This is a genomic window from Thalassotalea piscium, from assembly GCF_030295935.1.
In the GTDB taxonomy this organism is placed as follows: Bacteria; Pseudomonadota; Gammaproteobacteria; order Enterobacterales; family Alteromonadaceae; genus Thalassotalea_B; species Thalassotalea_B piscium.
This window is the reverse complement of sequence record NZ_AP027362.1, coordinates 21081-38588: the sequence shown is the minus strand read 5'-3', so window position 1 is coordinate 38588 and position 17508 is coordinate 21081. Positions and strand designations below refer to the sequence as shown.

Here is a 17508-nt window from a genome sequence, read left to right as displayed (position 1 = left end):
TGGTTTCTATTTCCTTTAGAAGAAGTGGTGGAGCTAAGCAGGATCGAACTGCTGACCTCCTGCGTGCAAGGCAGGCGCTCTCCCAGCTGAGCTATAGCCCCTCTTTTACTCAAAGAGAGTGGGTAACATGTTATTAAAGCAACTTCAATTACGTGATAGACAAGGCGAATAAATACGACGTGTGCAACGCGCACATGAGTGTTTATTCAACGCAGTATCTCGCGTAATTTGGTAGGTCTGGGCAGACTTGAACTGCCGACCTCACCCTTATCAGGGGTGCGCTCTAACCAGCTGAGCTACAGACCTATATAAATTGCCCGAAGCTTACATGTTAGGACTTCTTCTTTACTTTAGTTATCATTGCAATTTGTGTAGACACTCTGAAATGCAAGCATTTCCATTGAGCCGTTTTACTTCAAGATAAGGAGGTGATCCAACCCCAGGTTCCCCTAGGGTTACCTTGTTACGACTTCACCCCAGTCATGAATCACAAAGTGGTGACCGTCCTCCCGAAGGTTAAACTAGCCACTTCTTTTGCAACCCACTCCCATGGTGTGACGGGCGGTGTGTACAAGGCCCGGGAACGTATTCACCGTAGCATTCTGATCTACGATTACTAGCGATTCCGACTTCACGGAGTCGAGTTGCAGACTCCGATCCGGACTACGACGTACTTTGTGTGATTCGCTCCACCTCGCGGTATTGCAGCACTCTGTATACGCCATTGTAGCACGTGTGTAGCCCATCCCGTAAGGGCCATGATGACTTGACGTCGTCCCCACCTTCCTCCGGTTTATCACCGGCAGTCTCCTTAAAGTTCCCGACTTAACTCGCTGGCAAATAAGGATAGGGGTTGCGCTCGTTGCGGGACTTAACCCAACATTTCACAACACGAGCTGACGACAGCCATGCAGCACCTGTCTCACAGTTCCCGAAGGCACAAATCTATCTCTAGAAATTTCTGTGGATGTCAAGGGATGGTAAGGTTCTTCGCGTTGCATCGAATTAAACCACATGCTCCACCGCTTGTGCGGGCCCCCGTCAATTCATTTGAGTTTTAACCTTGCGGCCGTACTCCCCAGGCGGTCAACTTAGCGCGTTAGCTACGCTACCCACAGATCAAGTCCACAGACAGCTAGTTGACATCGTTTACGGCGTGGACTACCAGGGTATCTAATCCTGTTTGCTCCCCACGCTTTCGTGCCTCAGCGTCAGTATCTGTCCAGGTGGCCGCCTTCGCCACTGATGTTCCTTCCAATCTCTACGCATTTCACCGCTACACTGGAAATTCCACCACCCTCTACAGTACTCTAGCTAACCAGTTTCAAATGCAGTTCCGAGGTTGAGCCCCGGGATTTCACATCTGACTTAATTAACCGCCTACGCACGCTTTACGCCCAGTAATTCCGATTAACGCTCGCACCCTCCGTATTACCGCGGCTGCTGGCACGGAGTTAGCCGGTGCTTCTTCTGTTGCTAACGTCACAGTGCAAGGGTATTAACCTTACACCTTTCCTCACAACTGAAAGTGCTTTACAACCCGAAGGCCTTCTTCACACACGCGGCATGGCTGCATCAGGGTTTCCCCCATTGTGCAATATTCCCCACTGCTGCCTCCCGTAGGAGTCTGGGCCGTGTCTCAGTCCCAGTGTGGCTGATCATCCTCTCAAACCAGCTAGAGATCGTCGCCATGGTAAGCCTTTACCTTACCATCTAGCTAATCTCACTTGGGCTAATCTAAAGGCGAAAGGTGCCGAAGCGTCCCCTCCTTTGGTCCGTAGACATTATGCGGTATTAGCAGTCGTTTCCAACTGTTGTCCCCCACCTAAAGGCATATTCCCAAGCATTACTCACCCGTCCGCCGCTCGTCAGCAGATAGCAAGCTATCTCTGTTACCGCTCGACTTGCATGTGTTAAGCCTGCCGCCAGCGTTCAATCTGAGCCATGATCAAACTCTTCAATTAAAAATCGTTTGTGCGCTCCTCTACCTAAGTAAAGGCTCGCTGCTCAATGAATTCTGTCGTGTTATTCACCGAAGTGAATAACTACATAAAACGTACTAATTATTCTTTCCTAATAAAAGGAGAGAAAATTAATACTTATTTGTGTGACTTCTTCATTGCGCTGTTTTTGCTACCTAAGTAGCTGGTAAAATCAACATCAATGTGAGTGCCCACACAAATTGCATGATAACTAATTGTTAAAGAAATTCTTCGACTTACAAGAAGTGGAAGGAAAGTTAAAGCTCATTCGTTTAACTTTATCGCTCTAGGCCTTGCCTTAAGCGAGATGCGCATTCTACGCATTTGAATTTTAATGTCAACAGGTTTTTTAAAAAGTTTTTAAATTTATCAAAACATTTTTAAACCTTAGTTAACCGTTTAAGAAGCTAAAGCGCTTAGTAAACCTGTTAAAACTCTCACTTGGTCATCCTATTTAAGTGAACGTCGTATTTTCCGTTACTTCGTCCTTCTCAAGTTCCCCTGAAGAAGTGGAGCGCATTCTAGCGACTTTTAGCGAAGGGTCAACACTTAATTTGATATTTCTATCATTATTTTTCTGTTTGCTTTTTAATTATACAAAGTGCTTTTTATATCGGCTTTTTTTACATATTTAAGTCTTAATTCGGTAGAGTTATATAATCTTAAGACTAAAGTTCACTATTAATAAGATTAAAAAGCTTTAGTATAAAAGGCTCGTTATTTTATAGTTAACTTTCTAATCTTTGTATTCACCCTAACAAAAGGAATAAATCATGACATCGCATGTAAGAAGTTTTAAGGGAGTAACTCCCAAAGTAGCCAACAATGTATATATTGATAAATCTTCTGTGATTGTTGGTGATGTTGAATTAGGTGAAGACGTTAGCATTTGGCCTTTAGTTGCCGCTCGTGGTGATGTCAATTTTATAAGAATAGGCGATAGAACCAATATACAAGACGGTACCGTCTTACACGTTACCAGAAAAGGTGAACATAACCTTGATGGTTTTCCCTTATTGATAGGCAAAGATGTAACTGTTGGACATAAATGTATGTTGCATGGCTGTACATTAGGTGACCGGATTTTAGTTGGTATGGGAGCGATCATTATGGATGGCGTAGTCGTAGAAGATGATGTTTTTATTGGCGCAGGTGCATTGATCCCTCCTAATAAAGTACTAGAAAGTGGTTATCTTTATGTTGGAAACCCTGCTAAACAAGCACGGCCATTAAAAGAAAGTGAAAAGGCTTTTCTTAAACAGTCAGCATTAAATTATGTCGTACTTAAAAACGAATACCTACAAGAGTAACGCCCAATTATTAAACAAGAGTTAGATATAAATAAGCGTATCATCATCTAACTCATTGTTTTCTAGCCACGCTTCGGCATTTTCTTCCCAGTCAAACTGTATCGCTAGAGTAACGCTTTTTAAATGCGCCGAGTTTTTAACAACAAATGTGAGTAAGCTTCCACTGTACATCGCAGTAAATACCCAAGCTTGAAATTGACTATTAAAATGAAAGTCGTCATTTATTAAAAACTTCTGGTTCATTAAAGTCCTATTGCAACTCTGCTCGAAGCTGCTTCATAATTTCCTGTGTTGAAGGTTTTATACCTCGCCATATAGCAAAACTTTCAGCGGCTTGACTTACTAACATCCCTAAGCCATCAATAACTTTTTTGGCACCAAGTGCTTTTGAATGCACTAAAAATGGTGTTAGTTGTTTTCCATAAACCATATCGTAACATACTGTGTTAGTTGTAATGGCTTGATTAGGGATTGGTAGGCTATCTCCGGTGAGGCCCGCAGAGGTGGCATTAATAATAAGGTCAAAATGATATTTAGCCACTTCATTATACAAACTTGATTGAATGTTTTCTTCAGGGTATTGATCAACAATAAATTGTGCTTTTGCTTGAGTGCGATTGGCAATAATCAGCAAATCAGGTTTCTGCGCTAACAAAGAAGAAACAACTCCTTTTGCAGCACCACCAGCACCAAGTAATAATATTCGGCTATTACGTAATACTACTTGATTAGACAAAAGGTCTTGAACAAGTCCAACACCGTCAGTGTTATCACCAAAGATAGCGCCATTGTTAAAGCTAAGCGTATTTACTGCTCCAGAGAGTTGTGCACGTTCACTTAAGTGGTCACACAGTTTATAAGCTTGCTCTTTAAAAGGAGCGGTAACATTAGCTCCCTTGCCTCCTTGCTTAATAAACTGACTTACAACTTCTGAAAATTGCTGTAGTTGGACTAGCTCTTTCTCGTAACAAATTTCTTGTTGTGTTTGTTTAGCAAAGGCCTGATGAATAGTGGGAGATTTTGATTGCTCTATCGGATTGCCGTAAACGCGGTAATGATCCATAAGTAATAATTAGCAGGAAATGTATAGTAGTAGGGTATAGAATTAGCGTGATTTTGCCAATGATTGTTTAGCCTTAATCAACGTTACTATAAAGACTACTTTGTCCTTCGAGTAGTCTATATAGTAGAAAACGATATGTTTTGCTTAAAATTTATAGCCAATTAGTACTGAAAATACCGTTGGATCAATACTTATATTAGCTTTGCCGATGTTGTTACCGCCGACATCAAATGTCGCTTCGGTATCGATATCAATATAACGAATTGATGTGTTAATGTGCCAATTTTGATTCAAATTAAAATCAAATCCTGCTTGAATAGACAGTCCAAAAGAGCCATCAAGTGCTAAATTGCTTAGGCCTAAACTTTTAGGCGCTGACTCAAAGCCCTCATCAAAGAATACGGTATAATTCAAACCAAGTCCTAAATAAGGTTTAATATTATTCATAGTGTCAAAGTAATAAACGGCACTAACCGTAGGTGGTAAATGACTAACTTCAGCAAGCTTTGCTCCATCTACATTTAAAATGGCATTTGGATCATAAATCGTAACATCGTGAGTAAAAGGCGTTGCTGCAAGTACTTCTATTGCCCAGTTTTTATCATAAAAATAAACAAAGTTAAGGCCTATTTGTGCGTTATCATCTACCGCTAAAGACATAGTTGAATCTGCACCACCGAGCATTACGGCAGAGTGATCGCTATTTGGAGTAACGTTAGTTACCCCCCCACGAACAACAATATCACCAGCTTTATAATCAGCGGCATTAGTTATAGAGATAACAGAGAGAAGCGCAATAGTTAAGATACTTTTTTTCAAGGGAGATTTCCTTACATAGTGGAAGATTTAAACTAAACGCTATTGTAAGGAACTTATTTTTAAATACTTTGACCTGCCTCAAATAAACTTACTACTTATGTGGTTATTTGAGGTTTATCAATCTAAATCTTAAAAATTAGGGACTATAGATCTTTCGTTGTTAAGTTTTGCTTGAGATAAAAGCGCATTAATCGCGGCGAGCAGTGTTTAGCTTAATCATTCTACGCAACCGCTGCTCAACAGGGCCTAAAAACCTATAACATTGTGTAAATTTTTGAAAGCCATACAACCACAAAATATATTAATGACACAAAAACTGCAGCAGACCCAATATCTTTCGCCCTACCACTTAACTCATGATGTTCTAGACCCACTCTATCTACAGTAGCCTCAATTGCAGAGTTAAGGAGTTCGGTAATTAATATAATAAAAATACCTGACATCAGCAATGCAAACTCAACAAATGTATCGGCTATATAAATAGCTATAGGCGTAAGAAGAACCGAAAGAAAAACTTCCTGCCTAAACGCAAGTTCATACTTATACGCAGCTTTTAAACCTAGCAAACTATGCTTTGTTGCTGGGCCTAAACGCTCAATGTGACCATATTTATTTTTCTCAATCATTATTATTATATTAACCAGTCTTGTGGGGTTAAGTATTCTGACAAATTTGACTCTGCGCTGCCTTCTTCTGGATGATAGTTATACTGCCATCGAGCAAGTGGTGGCATTGACATTAAGATAGACTCAGTACGACCACCTGATTGTAGTCCAAATAAAGTGCCGCGATCAAAAACTAAGTTAAATTCAACGTAACGACCTCGACGATAAAGTTGAAATTGACGATGCGAGTCTTGATAAGGTGTATCTTTTCTTTTATTAACTATTGGCACATACGCTTCAACAAAGCCATTTCCTACTGCTTTGATATAATTTAAACATTGCTCAAAAGGCCACTGATTAAGGTCATCAAAAAATAAGCCACCTACACCTCTAGTTTCATTACGATGTTTTAAGTAGAAATAATCGTCGCACCATTTTTTATGCTCAGAATAAATACTTTCACCGAAGGGATCACATAGGTCTTTTGCAGTTTGATGCCAATGGACTACATCCTCTTTAAACGGATAAAAAGGTGTTAAATCAAAGCCACCTCCAAACCACCATACAGGTGCTTCGCCTTCTTTTTCAGCAATAAAAAAGCGTACATTGGCATGAGAAGTTGGAATAAAAGGGTTTTTGGGGTGTATTACTAAAGATACACCACATGCCTGCCAGCGTCGTCCGGCTAACTCAGGCCGATGAGCAGTTGCTGAGGGAGGTAATTTATCTCCAGAAACAAGTGAAAAGTTCACCCCACCCTGCTCTATTATCGCTCCTTCAGTTAACACTCTTGTTCGGCCTCCCCCCCCTTCGGGGCGTGACCAGTTATCTTCTATAAATTTACCACTACCATCTGCAATTTCCAGTTCAGTACAAATATGATCTTGTAGGCGTTTAAAAAAAGGAATGACTTGTTCAATATTTACTTGGCTCATGCGCGAAATTGTTCTCCGGTTAAAGCATCAATAATGGTTGATGGCTGGTTGTACCCTAGGGTCTGCCCTTTAATAATATAATCTATTTTATCAACCAAATGAGTTGATAAAGCTTGCCATGTTTTGGCTGGTTCTTCACCTGATAAATTAGCACTGGTAGAAACTATAGGTTTATTGACTCTATTACATAAAGCTACAACATCTGGCTGACTGGTAATACGCACTGCAATAGTGTCAAACTTACCCGTTAATAATGCATGACAGTTTTTATTTTTAGGTAAAACCTGAGTAATACCATCTGGCCACCTTGAAAGTATAGTTGAGCGCTTATCTTGAGGAATTTTTTCGTCATCGATAAAAGGTAACAATTGAGAATAGTTTGCTGCTAATAAAATAAGTCCTTTTTCAGCAGAGCGATTCTTTATTGCTAACAATTTTTCAATCGCGTCAATATTGTCGGGATCACAACCCAAGCCAAACACAGCTTCTGTAGGATAAGCTATGATACCGCCTTTAATAAAAAAATCGACTGCTGTTAATGCCATTATAAAAATCAGTAATGTTATGTAAGTCGTGATTATACTTGTTTTACTAACGAATAAAATTTAAAGTTACAGAAATAATCTATTACATTTCATGTGAATAGATAGACAATTTCAGTTTGATTACTCCCTTCTTTATTAAAAAACTACTAAATGGAATTAAAAATGAAAACCGCACGAAACTATATTGCTTTAACCATATTACTGCTCTCCTCTTTTTATACCGTCGCTAATAACTGGGAGCATTTATTTGATCATAACAAATATCAAAATGCCAAAATATCCCCCAATGGTAAAGTTATCGCCATTGCGATGAACTATCAAGACCGCACAATATTAGTATTTTTAAACAGAGAAGATATGAAAACAGTTGGAACGACAAGATTATCCGGCGACTATGAAGTGGGCGATTATAATTGGGTCAATAACGAACGCGTTGTTATTTCGATGGTTAAACACGTGCCATCATTAGAGGAGCCGCAATTTTATGGTGAGTTATATGCTGTAAACTATGATGGTTCGCGAGGTAAAGTCATTTATGGTTATCAAGCAGGCCAAGATCAAGTTGGTAGCAGATTAAAGCGAAAAGAAAGTACATTCGGGTGGGCTAGCATCATTGACGTACTACCTGAAGATAAGAGACATATATTAATAAAATCAACCCCTATGAGTAAAACAGGTGCTCGCTTATCATCAGTTTTATTATTAAATGTCTACAACGGCATAATTAAAAAAGAAATAGATAAAGCGCCTTTGCCCTATAGTCGCTTTTTAACTGACACCACAGGAAAAATTAAAGCAGTAGTAGGCACTGACGAACATAATAAAAGTCAACTTTATTTGAAAAAAGAAGGTCAGTGGCAAAAAGTACCCGATAACACAGTAGGCCAAGCAGTATCTTTAATTTCAATCAGCGCATCAGGAGAATATCTCTATACAAGAGATAATCATCAACAAGATTTATTTGGTATTTTTAAATTAAACTTGAACGATTTGTCATACTCCAGTGTATATACGGATACAAACGTTGATGTAACTGATGTTGAATTAACAGTTGATGGCAGGAATGTATACGCGATAAGAATAGATGATGGTTATCCTGCCTATCTTATTCTGAATAAAAAATTTGATGAAGCAGCAATATTTACAGACCTACTTAAAGCACTTCCTTACAGTTCAATCACTATTACCAGTCGTTCTGATGACGGCGAATTCTCAATTGTAAAGGCTTCTTCAGACACTAACCCTGGACAACTTTATTTATATAATAAGAAAGATAACAAGCTAACAATACTTTTTAGGTTTAAAACAAATATAAAAAACAATGAGTTATTTCAAACGGAGCCAATTCAACTAAACGCACGTGACGGACAAGTGATAAATGGATATTTTACACAAGCTAAAGGGACAACTAACAATACTTTAGCGCCTGTAGTGGTAATGGTGCATGGTGGTCCTCATGGTGTTAGAGATTACTGGCAGTTCTCAAATAAAGTTCAGTACTTAGTACTTAATGGTTATTCCGTTTTGCAAGTCAACTATAGAGGCTCATCTGGTTACGGTGAAAAGTTCAGAGTAGATGGCTATCAAGCTTGGGGATCAACCATTCAAAATGATATTTATGATGGTTATCAGTGGCTTGTAACAAACAAAAAAGCAACGCCAGGGAATGTCTGTATAATGGGCGCCAGTTTCGGTGCTTATTCTGCTGTTCAAAGTGCAGCGCTTTATCCCGAGACATATAAGTGTGTTATTGCTAACGCCGGTGTCTATAATTTAGAATTGATTTTAGAAGAAAATAACAGTAGAGCCGTTAAAAGCTTTTGGCTCGAAGCATTAGGTAAAGATGAACATGCATTAAAAAGCTTTTCACCTGTAAATTATGCGGAAAAAATTCAAGCTCCACTATTATTAGCACACGGAAAAGACGACAAAGTCGCTGATATTGAACATGTTGAACAATTAAAAGATGCGTTAGATAAAGCAAGTAAGCCTTATGAATGGTTTGTTATAGATGATGAAGGCCATGGATTTTACAATCCGTTAACCCAAAAAGCATACATGAAAAAAGTGCTTAACTTTTTAGATAAACATTTAAATTAAACCTCGCAAAAAATCATCGCCCTCAACTTCAGGGCGATGCACTTTATGCATGTATCAATCCAACTTAATTCAAAAATTAAGAAAAGAACTCTTTAACCTTTGCACGCAATATAAACTTTTGTATTTTACCGGTTGACGTTTTGGGGAGATCACTAAATACAATAGTCTTAGGTGCCTTAAATGTTGCCATGTTAGCTCTGCAAAATTCGATTATTTCCTTCTCACTCACCTGTTGACCTGGTTTTAAGGATACAAAAGCGCAAGGTGTTTCTCCCCATTTTTCATCTGCCTTTGCAACGACAGCAGCTTCCATTACTGCAGGGTGTTTATATAAAACACCTTCTACTTCAACTGACGAAATATTCTCACCTCCAGAAATTATAATATCTTTAGAACGATCTCTTATTTCAATGTAACCATCTGGATGTTTAACAGCAAGATCACCAGAATGAAACCAACCAAATTTAAAGGCATCTTCAGTAGCCGTTTCATTTTTTAAATAACCTTTCATCGTTGTATTCCCTCTAAACATTATTTCACCTATGGTTTCCGCATCAGCTGGTACAGGCAACATAGTTTGAGGGTCTAAAACATCAACATTTTCTTGTGTAGGATAACGAACTCCTTGACGAGACTTTAAACCCGCTCTCTCGTCTTCATTGAACTCATTCCATTGCGGCTTCCATTCACTAACAACACAAGGTCCATAAACTTCTGTTAGACCATACCCTTGTGTAATCTCAATATTTAATGCTTCCATACCTTTAATCACAGCAGCAGGCGGCGGCGCTCCCGCTGTCATCGCATTAACTTTACCCGGTAATTTATCTAGCAATTGAGGATCTGCATTTAAAATCATATTTAATACAATCGGGGCACCGCAGAAGTGTGTGACTTTATGAGAAATGATAGCGTTTACGATAGCAGAAACTTCAACTTGACGAAGACAAACCTGTGTCCCCCCCATAGCAACTACAGTCCACGGAAAACACCAGCCATTGCAATGGAATAATGGTAGCGTCCATAAATAAACGGCTTCGCTATCAAGTGGCCAAATCATATTATTACCAAGTGCATTCAAAAAAGCACCACGATGTGAATATACCACACCTTTTGGGTTGCCTGTTGTCCCTGAAGTATAGTTAAGTGCTAATGCCTGCCATTCATCCTTAATCATATTTCCCGTAAAGTTCGGGTCACCTTCTTTTAATAAGTCAGCATATTCTATTTGACCTAGACGTTCTCCACCCTCACTCATTACATCATCAATATCAATGACTAACGGCGTACGGGTTGAAAGGGCCAATGCTTTTTTAACAACATGAGAAAAAGCGGTATCCGTAAGTAAGACATCACACTCGCCATGATCGAGTATAAAGGCAATATTTTCTGCATCGAGTCTAATATTAATAGAGTTCAGTACAGCGCCTGTTAATGGGACCCCATAATGCGCATCTAAAAATGCAGGAATATTAGCTGCTAAGATACTCACAGTATCGCCAGTTTTAACACCTCGTTGCACCAACGCTGATGCTAAGCACCTTACATTTTCTCGGTATTGCTGATAGGTTGTTTTTTGATCGCCATGAATAATCGCAACTTTATCTGGGTAAACATCCGCCGTACGATTTAAAAAATTTATTGGAGATAAAGGCATGCTATTGGCTTCAACTTTATCTAGGCCTTGTTCAAAAATATTAGTCATAACCTTTCCTCATTTCTCTTAATTGGCATTCATATTTATCATAGAGAATATATTACGCGGTAATTTACAATTTAAAATCATCCTTTGGTCTAATACTGTCGACAATATTAATTATTAACACTATATTTAAAGAGAATTGAAGTTTTTTTTAGGGGTATTGTCTACACAAAGCGATGTGCTAATTACAGATTTATAAAGCACTACTTACTTTTAGTTAATTTTATCTTTCAAATTTCCGTATTAAGCTAAACAAAGGTATAATTTGCGCCTTATTTTCTTAGTGATAATAATATCACTAACTTCAGCTAGCAATTTACAAGGTGAGATATCATGAAAGTGGGTATTATCATGGGGTCAAAATCGGATTGGCCAACAATGAAACATGCAGCAGATATGCTTGATTTATTAAATGTTTCATATGAAACAAAAGTTGTATCAGCTCATAGAACACCGCATTTGTTAGCCGAGTATGCTGAAGCTGCCAAAGATCGCGGTATTAAGGTTATTATTGCCGGTGCAGGTGGTGCTGCTCATCTTCCTGGTATGGCTGCAGCCTACACGCCCTTACCTGTGTTAGGTGTGCCTGTTCAATCAAAAGCTTTAAGCGGCCAAGACTCTTTATTATCAATCGTGCAAATGCCAAAAGGAATTGCTGTAGGAACGTTAGCCATTGGCACAGCCGGTGCAGCCAACGCAGGCCTACTCGCAGCTCAAATTTTAGCAACACACGATGACACAATAATGGCAAGTATTGAACAGTTTAGAAAAACACAAACCGACAATATTTTGAATAACCCAAACCCAGAAGTATAGGCAAAGCTCTCCAATGAAGAAAGTTCTAGTATTAGGCGCAGGCCAATTGGCCCGAATGATGGATTTAGCAGGTGCCCCTTTAGGCATGGATGTTAAAGCTTTTGATGTACGCACCAATAATGTGGTTCTTCCTATAGATCCTGAACATATTTATGGTGATTTAAATCAAGGCATTGCTGAATGTGATGTGATCACAGCTGAATTTGAACATGTTGCCCATAATACGCTAGCAACCTGTGAAGCTTCAGGAAAGTTACTACCAAGTAGTGAAGCAATAAAAATTGGTGGGGATCGACGTTTAGAAAAGTCATTACTAGATTCTTGTAATATTGCGAATGCCAAATATGTAGTTATACAAAACAAAGCCGATTTTGATAGTGCGATTACATCACTCCAATTACCAATAATATTCAAAAGTGCATTGGAAGGTTATGATGGAAAAGGTCAATGGCGATTAAAAGATGTTGAGCAAGCAGATACTATTTGGCAAGAAATGTCTGTATTTATCAACAATGCTTCGTCTTCAATACCACAAGGTATTATTGCAGAGCAAATGGTACCTTTTGACAGAGAAGTTTCTATCATTGGTGCTCGCAATTCTAAAGGTGAAATGGCTGCATACCCTCTAACAGAAAATCATCATACTAACGGTATATTAAGTGTGTCAGTTGTTACTTCAGTTGATAAAAAGTTGCAACAACAAGCCTTCGAAGTTTTCAGTAAACTGGCAGAAAAACTAAACTATACCGGTGTATTAGCGATAGAGTTTTTCCAAGTTGGTGAGCAATTACTGGTTAATGAAATTGCGCCGCGCGTTCATAATTCAGGTCATTGGACTCAGCAAGGAGCTGATACCTGCCAATTTGAAAATCATTTACGTGCCATTTGTGGGCTACCATTAGGAAGTACTCAGCTAATACGCCCAACAGCCATGGTTAATATTATTGGTGAAGACGATATTCCTGAGGAAATATTTACTATTCCGACCGTCGCTTTACATTGGTACGACAAAGAAAAACGTACAGGTCGTAAAATGGGACATATTAATTTATGCGGTCAAACTGAACTTGAACTAGCTGAACGTTTAGTGAGAATTTCTTCATTATTAAATAAAGAAAGTTTTCCTGATTTGAGTGAATTTGCAGAAAATTTATTAGCAAAGGCCTCTCAATAAAAACAAATTTACCTTTAGAAAAGCGAGTTTATCTCGCTTTTTTTAGCTTTGAAAATGGCCACATTTTTTCTGAGCGCATTGCAGCTTTTCACCCGCTGCCATTTGCCTTTTTAGTAACAAGCTAAATCCACATTGCTGACAAACACCTTTAACAGGCTGATTATTCACAATAAACTTACATTTTGGGTACTGTTCGCAAGAGTAAAATGTTTTACCATAGCGATTAGTTCGCTCAATCAACTGTCCTTTAGTGCACTTAGGGCATGCAACACCAGCATCTTCATGATGGTGTGTTTCTTCAATATGACGGCATTGCGGAAAATTACTACAGCCAATAAACATCCCATATCGTCCTTGCTTAACTGCGAGTTGACTCTGACATTTAGGGCATTCACTGCCCATCAATATTTTATCTTCAACACGCTCATGCTCAACAACTGGACGCGTGTACTCACAACTAGGGTATGTACTACAACCAAAAAAAGCGCCTGCTTTGCTATTTTTAATCACTAACTCATTGCCACATAAAGGGCAAAGCTCATACTCTTTTTCAAGCGCATGTTCATGTTGTGAAAATAACTTGTCGTCTGGTTTTGACATGAGATAAGGTCTAGCTATAGTTGAAATACACTAAAGTTATTATGCCATAATACACCTAGGGCGTGTTGATCTTTCGAGTACAAATTTTGTACGAATTAAACATGATTTAATTGAGGGGTAGCGAATACAGTGTAGTATTCTACAAAATGAGCTAGACAGCTTCCGCGTCCTGCTCACGCTAAGTACCTACTTCCGTGTAGGCAACGAAAAGTAAATCATGTTTAAACGCATCCTTAGGACAGCGCCTCTTTGGTTTTTCTACGGCGTTTTCACTTATTTATGAGGAACAACCCCATTACATAAGTTAAGCCTTGTATAAACACCAAATAAATCGCTGCAAAAATGTACAACAAAGTTCAACACGCCCTAGGTTGGCTTAGCAAATTTAACCTAATGATTTTATTATAAACTAATGTGAAGGGCCTTCTTGCTCATCAAATATTAAATCTTCCATTTGCGAGTATGCATTTTCTTTGCCCGGTACATTAAATAACACCATCAACACTACCCATTTTAAGTCATCAATAGAAAAGAATTTTGTATCTAACTCCATCACTCTATCAATCACCATTTCTCTAGTCGTAAAATCAAGTACATTAACTTGCTCTAAAAACAGTAAAAAGCCACGACATTCAACATCAAGCAACTGTTTTTCTTCAGCAGTATAAATTCTGAAAGATTGTCGCCCTACACGTGTTAAATATGGATAAGCATCTGTGTCTTGTAAAGCTGCAAGCTTTTCTAACCAAGTGAGTGCTTTATATATTTCGTCTTGATGAAAACCTGCGCGGGTTAATTCATCGGTGAGTATGTCATGATCAACCATTACCTCGGCTTCACTATGAATATAGTTTTCAAAAAGGTACATCAAGATATCAAACATAACTAGCCCCTATTTAATTTTAAGGTAGCCTCCTGGCACCGCAGAAACCAGACCTCTAAGCTCAAGCATTGTTAATCGGGTTAGCACTACATCTGTGGGTAGTTTACTCCGAGAAACCACAATATCTACGGGAGTGATTTCATATCCCACACTAGCTAACAATGGGTCGTTACACAAGCTTTGAACACAACTTTTTTTAGACTCTTTTTCTATCTCTTTATTTCTACTTAAGTTTAGACTATTTTCAGCTAAAAATTCTAGTTCTTCCACTATATCGGCAATCTGATCAACTAATTTAGCACCTTGTTTAATTAACCAATGACAGCCTAAAGCGTTTTGATGGTAAATACTGCCAGGAACAGCAAACACTTCTCTATTCTGCTCTAAAGCACTGCGCGCAGTGATCAGCGAGCCACTTTTTAATTCAGCCTCTATCACCAGTACACCATAACTCATGCCACTGATAATTCGATTTCGTTTAGGAAAGTGTCCTACTTTAGGTGGTGTACCGGGCAAAAACTCACTAACAATAGTCCCACCAGCGGTTAAAATTTTTTGAACTAGCACTTTATGCCTTGACGGATAAACTTTATCAATTCCTGTAGCAATTACCGCTACTGTCGGCGCATTTGCAGTTAATGCACCCCTATGTGCCGCAGCATCTATACCTAACGCTAGACCACTAGTAATAACCGCACCATATTCTGCAAGCTCTTGTGCGAAATGCTCTGCAGTTTCTCTACCCTGAATACTTGCACTTCGACTACCCACTAATGCTAGTTGATTTTTTACAAGGTTTTCTATATTACCTTTTATAAATAAAACAAGCGGGGGATCATATATTTGTTTTAGTAACGGCGGATAGTTTGCATCGTCAATAGTAACGATTTTAGCGTCATTGCCAAGAGTTTGCTCAATAATGGAATCAATCTTTTGCCAGTTAGGATTGGTAAAGCCTTGAACTTGCCCAGAGGTTAGACCAATATTTTCGATAATAGTAAGATCAGAAAATAACTTTACTAAGCCATATAAAGCAACTAACTCAAGCTTTTTTTGCACCGATAAGCGTGGTACTAATTTTAATGCAAGCCAGTAACGAAAGTTCTCTCGTTGCTGGCTTGATAACTTTGGTGTTTTCACTTGTCTTCTCCCTAAGATCAAGCGTATAAATTAACGTGCTGAAAAAGTATCCTGAAGTTTTAGTGGTTTTTCAGAGTTCAATATCAACGCCATACTAATATTATCAAATACTTTAAATACCATCATCTGACCGATAGTTTCAGTTGGCATTTTATATTCTGAGTCTTTATCAGACGCCATTTTAACCCAGCGCGACGTCGCGTTAACATATTCAGGACCTTTATCCGTTTCGATAATACCAGGACTTAAACGTTTTACAGCAAGAATATCACCTTGCCTAATTAAGTCTTCAGACCCTCGATTAAGATATACCACCTCTAACTTACCAAATTCCCTTAAGCCAGAAGAGGTTTCTATAATACTACCACTAACATCCGCAACCGGATCTTGCATCGTAAATAATGATGGCAATAATTGGCCTTCATTAACAGGCTTTAAAATATCACTCGCTCTAATTTCACGGGTGGCACCTTCAACAAAAAGCGTAGCGGGTTCTTTGTTTTCTTGATTACCTCTACGCAACGCTTTGCCTGTACCAGCTAAAGTGGCATGATAAGCAATAACTAACTCGGTTTCAGGGTCTATAATTGCACGCCCTTTTTTATAAATTGCATAAGACTTACCAACATCTAAATCGCCATTTATATAAGTTTTAAAACCATCAATATTCGATTTATAGCCCTCTTCACCACCAAGTACATAAGGAGAGTCATTTACGTCCTCAACAGATAAAATAGTATCGTACTTCACAAACGGAGCAATAACATGCAATGGAAGTGAAGAAACTGGGCTTTGATCTTTTAGTGCAACACGCGCTGTTGGTGACCATTTATATGCAGGTTTACTTTTTGATGGCTCCCCTGGTGAAGAAACAGAGTGATCATCGGCTTTAACTAGCATGGGTAAACCATTTTCGTCATACACCAACCTTAATTCATCGCCTGGATAAATAAGATGTGGATTTTCAATCGCCGGGTTCAAACGCCATATTTTCGGCCATAGCCACGGCTGCTCAAGAAATACACCTGAAATATCCCAAAGTGTATCCCCTTTTTTTACCACATATTTACTAGGCGCATTCTTTTGTAATAAAACCTCGTCCGCCAAGACAATATTGGGCAAAAGAAAGCAAATTATCGTTAATACTGTTTTTTTTATCATGCCTACCTGCCTATTCTTTTTAGCATTTACCCTAAACCACTATTATTAATCTAATTTAATGGCTAAAATTGAAACATAACACTCTATGCGAAAATTCGCGACTATTTTAAACAATTATGGCTATATTACCTGTATTAAGATTTCCAGACCAACGATTAAGAAAAAAAGCTGCGCCTGTAACAGAGGTAAACGACAAGATTAAAAACATAGTAAGTGACATGTTTGATACTATGTATGATGAAAATGGTGTTGGCTTAGCTGCAACCCAAGTAGATATTCATCTGCAAATTGTTGTTATTGATGTTTCAGAAAACAAAGAGCAGTCCTATGTCCTTATTAACCCAGAAATCATTCGGCGCAATGATGAAACAATGATCAATGAAGAAGGTTGTTTGTCGGTTCCTGGGTGTTACGCAAAGGTTGATAGGCATACTAAAGTCGCTGTCAAAGCTTTAGATATTAATGGTATTCCCTTTGAATTAGATGCAGAAGAATTATTAAGTATTTGTATTCAGCATGAATTAGACCATTTAAAAGGTATTTTATTTGTTGATTACCTTTCTCCTTTAAAAAGAAATCGTATCCAAAAGAAACTAGAGAAAGAAGCAAAACTTGCTGACAATAATTAGCTGACAATGATTAATAACAGAACAACTAATAACCTGAGACTGAA

General features: G+C 38.6%; 16 protein-coding genes, 2 tRNA genes and 1 rRNA gene. 5 read left to right on the top strand and 14 right to left on the bottom strand.

Annotation, left to right across the window (positions count from 1 at the left end; translation table 11 throughout):
• Positions 1 to 25: 25 nt before the first annotated feature.
• From QUD79_RS00175 to QUD79_RS00165, 3 genes are all read right to left on the bottom strand, one after another.
• Positions 26 to 101, bottom strand: a tRNA-Ala gene (locus tag QUD79_RS00175).
• Between the two features lie 128 nt (positions 102 to 229).
• A tRNA-Ile gene (locus QUD79_RS00170) sits at positions 230 to 306 on the bottom strand.
• A 115-nt stretch (positions 307 to 421) separates the two neighbouring features.
• Positions 422 to 1964, bottom strand: a 16S ribosomal RNA gene (locus QUD79_RS00165).
• Between the two features lie 791 nt (positions 1965 to 2755).
• Between QUD79_RS00165 and QUD79_RS00160 the strand changes: the two genes are divergently transcribed.
• On the top strand, positions 2756 to 3292 hold the full coding sequence (locus tag QUD79_RS00160; RefSeq protein ID WP_184424338.1) for a gamma carbonic anhydrase family protein: 537 nt from the start codon (positions 2756 to 2758) through the stop codon (positions 3290 to 3292).
• A 21-nt stretch (positions 3293 to 3313) separates the two neighbouring features.
• Here QUD79_RS00160 and QUD79_RS00155 read toward each other — a convergent pair whose 3' ends face one another.
• The 6 genes from QUD79_RS00155 to tsaC all read right to left on the bottom strand — a co-directional run bounded on the left by QUD79_RS00155 (position 3314) and on the right by tsaC (position 7259).
• The gene (locus tag QUD79_RS00155) at positions 3314 to 3535 is read right to left on the bottom strand and encodes a hypothetical protein (protein ID WP_184424337.1); all 222 of its coding nucleotides are present in this window, start codon (positions 3533 to 3535) and stop codon (positions 3314 to 3316) included.
• A gap of 7 nt (positions 3536 to 3542) precedes the next feature.
• Positions 3543 to 4355, bottom strand: coding sequence for a shikimate dehydrogenase (aroE, locus tag QUD79_RS00150; RefSeq protein ID WP_184424336.1), 813 nt, complete (start codon positions 4353 to 4355; stop codon positions 3543 to 3545).
• Positions 4356 to 4499: 144 nt separating this feature from the next.
• Positions 4500 to 5174 carry an OmpW/AlkL family protein gene (locus QUD79_RS00145; protein ID WP_184424335.1) on the bottom strand — a complete coding sequence of 225 codons (675 nt, stop codon included), beginning with the start codon at positions 5172 to 5174 and terminating at the stop codon, positions 4500 to 4502.
• A gap of 254 nt (positions 5175 to 5428) precedes the next feature.
• Complete coding sequence (locus QUD79_RS00140; RefSeq protein ID WP_184424334.1) at positions 5429 to 5800, bottom strand: diacylglycerol kinase; 372 nt, start codon at positions 5798 to 5800, stop codon at positions 5429 to 5431.
• A 5-nt stretch (positions 5801 to 5805) separates the two neighbouring features.
• Positions 5806 to 6714 (bottom strand): oxygen-dependent coproporphyrinogen oxidase, encoded by a 909-nt coding sequence (gene hemF / locus QUD79_RS00135; protein ID WP_184424333.1) that lies wholly within the window; start codon positions 6712 to 6714, stop codon positions 5806 to 5808.
• Positions 6711 to 7259, bottom strand: coding sequence for an L-threonylcarbamoyladenylate synthase type 1 TsaC (tsaC, locus tag QUD79_RS00130; RefSeq protein WP_184424332.1), 549 nt, complete (start codon positions 7257 to 7259; stop codon positions 6711 to 6713). Before tsaC ends, hemF begins: the two co-directional genes overlap by 4 nt.
• A gap of 162 nt (positions 7260 to 7421) precedes the next feature.
• Between tsaC and QUD79_RS00125 the strand changes: the two genes are divergently transcribed.
• Complete coding sequence (locus tag QUD79_RS00125) at positions 7422 to 9359, top strand: alpha/beta hydrolase family protein (RefSeq protein ID WP_184424331.1); 1938 nt, start codon at positions 7422 to 7424, stop codon at positions 9357 to 9359.
• A gap of 76 nt (positions 9360 to 9435) precedes the next feature.
• On the opposite strand, the gene QUD79_RS00120 is transcribed toward QUD79_RS00125, so the two are convergent.
• The gene (locus QUD79_RS00120) at positions 9436 to 11064 is read right to left on the bottom strand and encodes an acyl-CoA synthetase (protein ID WP_184424330.1); all 1629 of its coding nucleotides are present in this window, start codon (positions 11062 to 11064) and stop codon (positions 9436 to 9438) included.
• 330 nt (positions 11065 to 11394) lie between these two features.
• Between QUD79_RS00120 and purE the strand changes: the two genes are divergently transcribed.
• Both purE and QUD79_RS00110 read left to right on the top strand, forming a co-directional pair.
• Positions 11395 to 11877 carry a 5-(carboxyamino)imidazole ribonucleotide mutase gene (gene purE, locus QUD79_RS00115; RefSeq protein WP_184424329.1) on the top strand — a complete coding sequence of 161 codons (483 nt, stop codon included), beginning with the start codon at positions 11395 to 11397 and terminating at the stop codon, positions 11875 to 11877.
• Positions 11878 to 11890: 13 nt separating this feature from the next.
• Positions 11891 to 13051 carry a 5-(carboxyamino)imidazole ribonucleotide synthase gene (locus QUD79_RS00110; RefSeq protein WP_184424328.1) on the top strand — a complete coding sequence of 387 codons (1161 nt, stop codon included), beginning with the start codon at positions 11891 to 11893 and terminating at the stop codon, positions 13049 to 13051.
• Positions 13052 to 13093: 42 nt separating this feature from the next.
• Here QUD79_RS00110 and QUD79_RS00105 read toward each other — a convergent pair whose 3' ends face one another.
• The 4 genes from QUD79_RS00105 to QUD79_RS00090 form a co-directional block, all read right to left on the bottom strand.
• Positions 13094 to 13651: a DNA topoisomerase family protein gene (locus QUD79_RS00105; RefSeq protein ID WP_184424327.1), complete on the bottom strand. Its 558-nt coding sequence runs from the start codon at positions 13649 to 13651 to the stop codon at positions 13094 to 13096.
• Positions 13652 to 14060: 409 nt separating this feature from the next.
• Entirely contained in the window at positions 14061 to 14534 is a 474-nt protein-coding gene (locus tag QUD79_RS00100; protein WP_184424326.1) for a DUF494 family protein, read from the bottom strand.
• Between the two features lie 9 nt (positions 14535 to 14543).
• The gene (gene dprA, locus QUD79_RS00095) at positions 14544 to 15674 is read right to left on the bottom strand and encodes a DNA-processing protein DprA (RefSeq protein WP_184424325.1); all 1131 of its coding nucleotides are present in this window, start codon (positions 15672 to 15674) and stop codon (positions 14544 to 14546) included.
• 30 nt (positions 15675 to 15704) lie between these two features.
• Positions 15705 to 16835, bottom strand: coding sequence for a LysM peptidoglycan-binding domain-containing protein (locus tag QUD79_RS00090; protein WP_184424324.1), 1131 nt, complete (start codon positions 16833 to 16835; stop codon positions 15705 to 15707).
• Positions 16836 to 16951: 116 nt separating this feature from the next.
• Between QUD79_RS00090 and def the strand changes: the two genes are divergently transcribed.
• Positions 16952 to 17464, top strand: coding sequence for a peptide deformylase (gene def, locus QUD79_RS00085; RefSeq protein WP_184424323.1), 513 nt, complete (start codon positions 16952 to 16954; stop codon positions 17462 to 17464).
• The last annotated feature ends 44 nt before the right edge of the window (positions 17465 to 17508 follow it).

Coding starts and splice junctions, on each gene's coding strand:
- QUD79_RS00160 (WP_184424338.1), top strand. CDS start 2,756: ATGACATCGCATGTAAGAAGTTTTAAGGGAGTAACTCCCAAAGTAGCC.
- QUD79_RS00155 (WP_184424337.1), bottom strand. CDS start 3,535: ATGAACCAGAAGTTTTTAATAAATGACGACTTTCATTTTAATAGTCAA.
- aroE (WP_184424336.1), bottom strand. CDS start 4,355: ATGGATCATTACCGCGTTTACGGCAATCCGATAGAGCAATCAAAATCT.
- QUD79_RS00140 (WP_184424334.1), bottom strand. CDS start 5,800: ATGATTGAGAAAAATAAATATGGTCACATTGAGCGTTTAGGCCCAGCA.
- hemF (WP_184424333.1), bottom strand. CDS start 6,714: ATGAGCCAAGTAAATATTGAACAAGTCATTCCTTTTTTTAAACGCCTA.
- tsaC (WP_184424332.1), bottom strand. CDS start 7,259: ATGGCATTAACAGCAGTCGATTTTTTTATTAAAGGCGGTATCATAGCT.
- QUD79_RS00125 (WP_184424331.1), top strand. CDS start 7,422: ATGAAAACCGCACGAAACTATATTGCTTTAACCATATTACTGCTCTCC.
- QUD79_RS00120 (WP_184424330.1), bottom strand. CDS start 11,064: ATGACTAATATTTTTGAACAAGGCCTAGATAAAGTTGAAGCCAATAGC.
- purE (WP_184424329.1), top strand. CDS start 11,395: ATGAAAGTGGGTATTATCATGGGGTCAAAATCGGATTGGCCAACAATG.
- QUD79_RS00110 (WP_184424328.1), top strand. CDS start 11,891: ATGAAGAAAGTTCTAGTATTAGGCGCAGGCCAATTGGCCCGAATGATG.
- QUD79_RS00105 (WP_184424327.1), bottom strand. CDS start 13,651: ATGTCAAAACCAGACGACAAGTTATTTTCACAACATGAACATGCGCTT.
- QUD79_RS00100 (WP_184424326.1), bottom strand. CDS start 14,534: ATGTTTGATATCTTGATGTACCTTTTTGAAAACTATATTCATAGTGAA.
- QUD79_RS00090 (WP_184424324.1), bottom strand. CDS start 16,835: ATGATAAAAAAAACAGTATTAACGATAATTTGCTTTCTTTTGCCCAAT.
- def (WP_184424323.1), top strand. CDS start 16,952: ATGGCTATATTACCTGTATTAAGATTTCCAGACCAACGATTAAGAAAA.